Below are 6,106 nucleotides of genomic sequence, written 5' to 3'. Positions count from 1 at the left end.
CCGCGCGCCCCGGAATGACTTTGAGCCAAATAAAAAAGAGGCCCGCTTCCGCGGGCCTCTTTCGTCGGCATCGCGCTTTCTCAGCCGCGATGGTGATGGTGACGGTGATGATAATGGTGGCGATAGCCGCCAGGCGCGAACCGCACCGGCTCCAGTTCGATCGAGGCCACGCCGGCCGCGACGTTGAGCCCGGTCTGGCCTTGCAGGCTGATCGGCTGCAGCGCGTAGGCGTTCGCCGGACCGCCGACCAGGAAGTTGCCGCCGCCGCCGATCCCGACCGAGGCGTTGGCGCCGACGCCGCCGTAATTGCCGGCGAGTTCGCCGTAGCCAACCCTGCTGGTCGGCGCGTTCACCGCCCAGCTCAGCTTGGTCTGATCGGTGACGCCGAGATCCAGCCCAAGGCGGCGGACGGTTGCAATGTAGGGCTCGGGCCGGCGGCCTTCGCTCTGGAATACGCACTGCAGGCTGGTGGTCGAGCCGACGACGTAGCCAACATTCTGGCCGCCCTCGCATTGCAGGATGCCGGCGCGGACGGGCGGCATCGCGTTGGCGCTGGCGATCGAGCCCGCAAGCGCGGCGATGGCAATAGTAACTGTCGAAAGTCGCATTAATCTGGTCTCCGCATGACGAATTGAATTTGCGGAGCGGACAGGAAGGAAGCGCCGTGTCCAAAACAAGGCGCTTCCGGAAAGTTGCCGCCGAAACATCAAAAGTTCGGCGGCGAATATTCGAGACGTGATTTGACTATCTCAAATTGCCACAAAATCGCTGGATCCGCTTGCAGGCGTCTTCGAGATCGGAGTTTTTCGCCGCGTAGGAGATGCGGAACGCAGGTCCGAGGCCGAACGCGGAACCCTGCACCACCGCGACGCCTTCATTCTCCAGGAGCTCGGTGACGAAATCCTCGTCGTTGGCGATCACCTTGCCGGACGGCGAGGTCTTGCCGATGGTCCCGGCGCAGGACGGGTAGACATAGAACGCGCCCTGCGGCCGCGGACAATCGATACCCTTGGCCTGATTGAGCATCGACACCACGAGATCCCGGCGCTCCTTGAACGCCTTGTTGTTGACCGGGATGAAATCCTGCGGACCGTTGAGCGCCTCGACCGACGCCCACTGCGAGATCGAACAGGGGTTCGAGGTCGACTGCGACTGGATCGTCTGCATCGCCTTGATCAGTTCGGCGGGACCGCCGGCGTAGCCGATGCGCCAGCCGGTCATGCAATAGGCCTTCGACACGCCGTTCACCGTCAGCGTGCGGTCGTACAGTTTCGGCTCGATCTGCGCCGGCGTCGTGAACACGAAGTCGTCATAGACCAGATGCTCGTACATGTCGTCGGTCATCACCCAGACATGCGGATGCTTGACCAGAACGTCGGTGATCGCCTTGAGCTCGGCGCGCGTATAGGCGGCGCCGGTCGGGTTCGACGGCGAACACAGGATGATCCATTTCGTCTTCGGCGTGATCGCCTTTTCCAGCGCGTCGGGCTGCAGCTTGAAACCGTGCTCGGCCGTACACACCACCGGCACCGGGTCGCCGCCGGCGAGCGCCACCATTTCCGGATAGCTCACCCAGTAGGGCGCGGGAATGATGACCTCGTCCCCCGGATTGATGGTGGCCATCAGCGCGTTGTAGAGCACCTGCTTGCCGCCGGTTCCGACGATGATCTGGTTCGGCTGGTAGGTCAGACCGTTCTCGCGCTGAAACTTCGCGATGATCGCCTGCTTCAGCTCGGGAATGCCGCCGACATCGGTATACTTTGTCTTGCCCGCCTCGATGGCGTGGATCGCTGCCAGCTTGATGTTGGCCGGAGTGTCGAAATCGGGCTCGCCGGCGCCGAGGCCGATCACGTTGCGGCCGGCCGCTTTGAGCGCGCGTGCTTTATCCGTGACCGCGATGGTCGCGGACGGCTTCACACGGTCAAGCGCGGCGGACAGAAACGGCATCATCATCTCCTTGCAGACATCGGCAACACACCATGTGCGGCTCGCGATCCACGATTCTATTTTCTGGGATCGTGGCACCCTAAAGCGGGACACGCTGCACCGCAAGAAGCTTGGCCGGATGCGGCCAAACTTTAGGAAACCTTAAAGGGCGCCCCGCTAGGGTGGCGCAACATTCATAAAATTCCGCGGCGAAATGACTCATTTCTGGCAAGGGGTGCAATCCGGCCGATGGCTGACCGCCGCGCGGATCCGCGGTTACAGCCTGATACTGCTCGCTTTCTGCGTCATCGCGGCGGCCGGCTGGATCGCCTCGTCGAACGGCCTGGTCGACCGCAACGGCAAGCCGATCGGGACCGATTTCTCCAGCTTTTACGCGGCCGGCTCGCTCGTTCTCGATGGCCGGGCCGCCGACGTCTACAACATGGCCGCGCACTACGCCCGTGAGCAGCAGATCTTCGGCGCGGCCACGCCCTATTACGGCTGGCTGTATCCGCCGATCTTCCTGCTGGTCGCGGCACCGCTCGCATTATTGCCCTATCCGCTGGCGCTGGCGGCCTGGCAGATCAGCACCTTCGCGCTGTACCTGTCCGTGATCGGCGTGATCGTGCGGAGGCTGCGCAGGCGGGGAATCGCGATCGGCCCGATATGGCTGCCGGTCGCTGCGGGATTTCCGGCGGTCTTCATCAACCTGGGACACGGCCAAAACGGGTTTCTCTCGGCCGGACTGTTTGGCGCTGCCCTGCTGGCGTTGCCAACGGCGCCGATCGTCTCCGGCGTTCTGTTTGGTCTTCTCGCCTACAAGCCTCAACTTGCGTTGGTGGCGCCGTTCGCGTTGCTCGCCGCAGGTCAATGGCGAACCGTCGTTGCCGCCGGCATCACGGTGCTGATGCTGGTGGTCGCAACAAGCCTGGTATTTGGCGCCGATATATGGCTTTCGTTCGCCGCGTCCACCGAGACTTCGCGCAAGCTGCTGCTTGAGCAGGGCGATGTCGGTCTCGAAAAACTGCAAAGTGTCTTTGCGGCGGTAAGGCTGTGGGGCGGCGGCGTCCCGGTCGCATATGTCGTGCAGGGCTTGGTATCGGCCGCGACCGTGTGCGGCACGGCTTGGACATGGCGTTCATCCTGCGACCCCGATGTCAAGTCAGCGCTTCTGGCAATCGCGACCTTGCTGGCTTCACCGCATGTGCTGGATTACGATCTCATGATCCTTGCTCTGGCAATTGCATTCACCGTCAGCGCCGGTCTTGCCGGGGGATTCCGCGACTACGAGATCAGCCTGCTGGCAGTAGCCTGGATCGTGCCGCTGGCATCGCGCAGCGTCGCCGGGGTCACCGGCATACCGCTCGGCTTGCTGGTGTTGTCAACACTTTACGTTTTCACATTGCGGCGGGCGCAGCTCGATCATGCTGGCTCCGCTGCCGGCATGCGGAGACTCGCGCAAGCGTGATCCGATTTGTTCAGGCGTGTTGGAAAAGTCTTCTCCACGGTTGCAGTGCAGTAGAGGTTTTCGACCTTTTCCATCTTGCGGGCCTTGCGACGCGCCGGCATCGGCATCATTGTTTAGCCGCGTTGCGGGGTAACAAGGCGTCGCTCCGCGCGCGCGGGACCCAACCTTTGTGACCGGCAAACCTGTCTGTCTTCCTTACCAATCGAACGAAGCCGAATGTACAAGCTCTATTCGATGCAGCGCTCCGGCAACAGCTACAAGGTCCGCCTTGCGCTGGCGCTGCTGAACGCGCCCTATCGCGCCATCGAGATCGACATTCTGCGCGGCGAGAGCCGAACGCCGGAATTCCTCGCCAAGAATCCGAGCGGCCAGGTGCCGCTGCTGGAAGTCGAGGAAGGACGCTACCTCGCCGAATCCAATGCGATCCTCTGGTACGTCGCCGGCGGCACCCCGCTGGCGCCGGAATCGCGGATCGAACGCGCCGAAGCGCTGCAGTGGATGTTCTTCGAACAGCACGCGCTGGAGCCGAATATCGGCGCCGCCTATTTCTGGCTGGCGCTGGTCAAGGGCGGCCGAGACCTGCAGACGCATGCGCTGGAAGACTGGATGGAGCGCGGCTACGCCGCGTTGCAGGTGATGGAAAATCACCTCAAGACCCATGAGTATTTTGCCACCGGCCAGCTCACCGTCGCGGATATCGCGGTGTACGGCTACACCCATGTCGCGGACCGCTGCGACTACGACCTCGCGACCTTTCCGGCGATCCGCACCTGGCTGCGCCGGGTCGAGCAGACTCCGGGCTTTGTCAGCATGGACTGGCGCCCGGGCGCCGAAGTCGACGAGGTGGACACATCGCCGTCGAGGCTAGAGGCCGCGAAATAGCGGGCATAACGCGGGGTATAGCGGGCATAACCGGCGGGTTTGCCGCGCTTTTGCCATTTTCGAGGCCGCCCCGCCGCAATATTGCCGGCGATTCCAGCGATGTATCGCAGGTCGCGGGTGATTCGCCCCGCCTTGAAGGATGTTTCGGCCATGAAACGGTCGCCCGGCGCAGCAGGCTTTAACGGCGGCTCTGCGCCTGCATCGTCCCAACTGACGGACGCCGTCGCGACTTCGCTCGCGATCGGCTCGTTGTCGCTGTGCCTGATCGTCACCCTCACGGTGCTGTCGATCAAGGTCGCGATGGCCATGCCGCTTCCCGCATAGTCCAAAGATTTTTCCAGGCCATTCGCGATTTTGCGCGACAACACGCGGTGCACGGCATCGCGATCGGGCAACGATGAAGACACCTGTCGTAGTTGTAACGCTGACGCTGGCGGCGGCGATCCTGCTCGCAGCATCGCTGCTGATCGCCACCGGCACGCGCGGCGAGGATGCGCTGTGGCCGCGCAAGGCCGATCCGGCAAGCCGCGCCGTGCTGTCGCAGCCCGAGAAGAACGACTCACGCCACCGCTAGCATCGCGTGGAACCCGAATCTCCTCGCCCTTCGATATCATTTGATCCAATAAGACCGGAAAGCTGCCTGCTTCGGGCTAACCGTTCTTTAAGGATTCGAGCGAGAAAGCGCGCCAAGAATGCAACCATCGGTCAAGGTAGAGGCCTTACACTCGTGAAGGAACGAGAAACAGGCATGCGGTTCGACTGGCGCGCAATCTCTGGTCCGGCTCTGACGACAGCGACGGCTCTGATGGCCATCGTTATCGATCGTTACCTCGTTGCCGTTTCCTATCCGGCGCCCCTGTTCGTATGCATCATCGCCTTCGCGGGCTGGCTCTCGGGCCTCGCCTCCAGTCTGATCAGCGCCGCCATCGCGATCGCCTTTGCCGCGTTGTTCGTTTTCAACCACCGCGCAGCGGCCGGCTACGACATCGGCGATCTGGTGCGGCTGGCCACGCTGTCGGTGACAGCAGGTGCCACCGCCGCCATCACCGGTCTGCTGCGGCAAAGGATGATGGATGCGTTCGCGTCGGAACGCAGACACTTTGCCACGGCCGCGCGGCTGTCGGCGGCACTCGACCAGTTCGACATCGGCATCGTGCTGCTCGATTCCGACACCCGCGCCGAATTCATCAACCGCGCCTTCCGCGATTATTTTTCGCTTCCCGACAACAAGGCCGACAGCAAGCCGCCCTTCATCGCCCTGATGTATCACGGCCGCGACACCGGCGCCTTCGAACTGCCGGAGGAAGAGTTGAGCGCCTTCATCGCGCAGCGCACGGAGATGATACGATCGGGCGATTCCACGCCGATCAATATCAAGCTCGCCGGCGGCAAGGTGCTGCGCTTCAGCTGCACGGCATTGCCGGACGGCGGACGGATGCTGAGCTTCACACCGCTCACCGAGCTTGTCCGCCATACCGACGACCCCGCCAAGGCCGAATATTACCGGTCGCTGCGCGGCGGCGGAAATCGCGGTGCTGCCGCGCAGTTGCGCGCCGCCGAATAGAAGCGGCTCCGCATCGCCGCAAACCGGATTGATCCTTCCCGGCTGTGTCCCTAATAAAGTAAAATCACCGGCGCTCGCGCCCGCCCTTCCACGTTGCTTCCTTGATGAATGAAAAATCCGAAATGTCCGGCGACCTGTTTGTCCGCCTGGTGACCCGGCAGGACTACGACCAATGGCTGCCGTTGTGGGACGGATACAATGCGTTTTACGGACGGGCGGGTGCAACTGCGCTTTCCCCCGAGATTACGGCAATGACGTGGGCGCGC

At 62.8% G+C, this 6,106-nt stretch carries 7 protein-coding genes and 1 pseudogene; 6 read left to right on the top strand and 2 right to left on the bottom strand.

Annotated features, from left to right (window positions below):
- Window positions 1-80: 80 nt before the first annotated feature.
- Window positions 81-608 (bottom strand): DUF992 domain-containing protein, encoded by a 528-nt coding sequence (locus QZ213_RS23085; protein WP_291688397.1) that lies wholly within the window; start codon window positions 606-608, stop codon window positions 81-83.
- A gap of 136 nt (window positions 609-744) precedes the next feature.
- Window positions 745-1,947, bottom strand: coding sequence for a pyridoxal phosphate-dependent aminotransferase (locus tag QZ213_RS23080; RefSeq protein ID WP_291688396.1), 1,203 nt, complete (start codon window positions 1,945-1,947; stop codon window positions 745-747).
- 193 nt (window positions 1,948-2,140) lie between these two features.
- On the opposite strand from QZ213_RS23080, the gene QZ213_RS23075 reads away from it, so the two are divergent.
- The 6 genes and pseudogenes from QZ213_RS23075 to QZ213_RS23050 form a co-directional block, all read left to right on the top strand.
- A complete protein-coding gene (locus QZ213_RS23075) occupies window positions 2,141-3,394 on the top strand; it encodes a glycosyltransferase family 87 protein (RefSeq protein ID WP_291688395.1) in 1,254 nt (417 codons plus the stop codon).
- A 216-nt stretch (window positions 3,395-3,610) separates the two neighbouring features.
- Window positions 3,611-4,276, top strand: a complete 666-nt coding sequence (locus QZ213_RS23070; protein WP_291688394.1) for a glutathione S-transferase family protein — start codon at window positions 3,611-3,613, stop codon at window positions 4,274-4,276.
- Between the two features lie 150 nt (window positions 4,277-4,426).
- Window positions 4,427-4,600, top strand: coding sequence for a hypothetical protein (locus tag QZ213_RS23065; protein ID WP_291688393.1), 174 nt, complete (start codon window positions 4,427-4,429; stop codon window positions 4,598-4,600).
- 73 nt (window positions 4,601-4,673) lie between these two features.
- Window positions 4,674-4,850, top strand: coding sequence for a hypothetical protein (locus tag QZ213_RS23060; protein WP_291688392.1), 177 nt, complete (start codon window positions 4,674-4,676; stop codon window positions 4,848-4,850).
- 174 nt (window positions 4,851-5,024) lie between these two features.
- Window positions 5,025-5,840: a PAS-domain containing protein gene (locus QZ213_RS23055; protein WP_291688391.1), complete on the top strand. Its 816-nt coding sequence runs from the start codon at window positions 5,025-5,027 to the stop codon at window positions 5,838-5,840.
- 122 nt (window positions 5,841-5,962) lie between these two features.
- Window positions 5,963-6,106 (top strand): annotated as a pseudogene (locus QZ213_RS23050) (GNAT family N-acetyltransferase); the annotation flags it as partial.

The organism is Bradyrhizobium sp. (assembly GCF_017881085.1).
Taxonomy (GTDB): Bacteria; Pseudomonadota; Alphaproteobacteria; order Rhizobiales; family Xanthobacteraceae; genus Bradyrhizobium.
The sequence above is the reverse complement of the archived record's forward strand: the minus strand, read 5'-3'. Positions and strand labels throughout refer to the sequence as shown.